The organism is Mesorhizobium sp. P5_C1 (genome assembly GCF_054049815.1).
The window spans coordinates 1-873 of record NZ_JBFULQ010001174.1 but is presented as its reverse complement, the minus strand read 5'-3'; the positions used below and the strand labels follow the sequence as shown (position 1 = coordinate 873).

Sequence of the window (873 nt, the reverse complement as noted above, 5' to 3'; positions counted from 1 at the left end):
CTACCTGGCACAGTCGCGTTCGTCATCAACTTCATTGCACTTGCAAGTTTGGAAGGCGTGGAAGTGGTGATCAATCTGGTATTTTCGAAACTTCCTCTGGCAACAATCATAGAGCTGCGGGACGGCCCGCTCGGCCTGGCTCTGGTCGCCAGTTCGTTACTTTTTCTGCTTGGGACGCTCACGTTCGCGATCTCTCTTGCCGTCGGAAGAGGTGTGCCTCGCACTCCCCTCGTCCTCTATGTCGCCGGCGCGGTGCCTATTGCACTGCGTGCGTTCGTTCCGGAGTGGACTCTTGATTTGGGCTTGGCCGTTCTTGCGGCAGCAATCGCCTGGCTGGCGGGCTGGCTGTGGATACGCGCGATCGTTGTCACCGAATTCAGGCCGAAAAGTCATTTACCATTATAGCGCGTTTCGTACGTCAGGTGAGGCTCGCCATTCCAGTAAGCCGGGCTTCGTCAGTGTGTCGTTGCCTAACTGAATGTCTGAAATGTGCATCGAAGCCATATGAGGAACCGGTACACGGAACCTCCTTTGGGCCGAGATTTGACGGTCCGCCTTAGAAACCCATTCGGCGGAGCGTGAATTCAGTGTCCAAGGCCATTCAAGCCTGCGGCTTCCGAAGTGGCGAGCTTTTCAAAGCGAATGCGTCGAGAGGACGGTCGAGGATGTTCTGTGAAACAGCCGAACCGCCGCTCCGGTTGGCATGCTAGAGTGATGGCCGCCRGGGCTCGATCGACGGTGCGCCCTGCAGCCGCGATTGGCAATCCACTACGAACTGCCGAGTTAAGCGATCGGAACAAAAATGCCCGGTCAGCGTTCCATGCGTCGTTGCTAATAACTAGTCGCCAAAGGAGGGTCGGCGTTGCAGTTAGG

1 protein-coding gene is annotated in these 873 nt (G+C 56.8%); it reads left to right on the top strand.

What is annotated here, in order from left to right; genetic code table 11:
- Window positions 1-405, top strand: a 405-nt coding sequence (locus ACXJ7R_RS34690) for a hypothetical protein (RefSeq protein ID WP_457155732.1), incomplete at its 5' end; no start/stop codon positions are given.
- Between the last annotated feature and the right edge of the window lie 468 nt (window positions 406-873).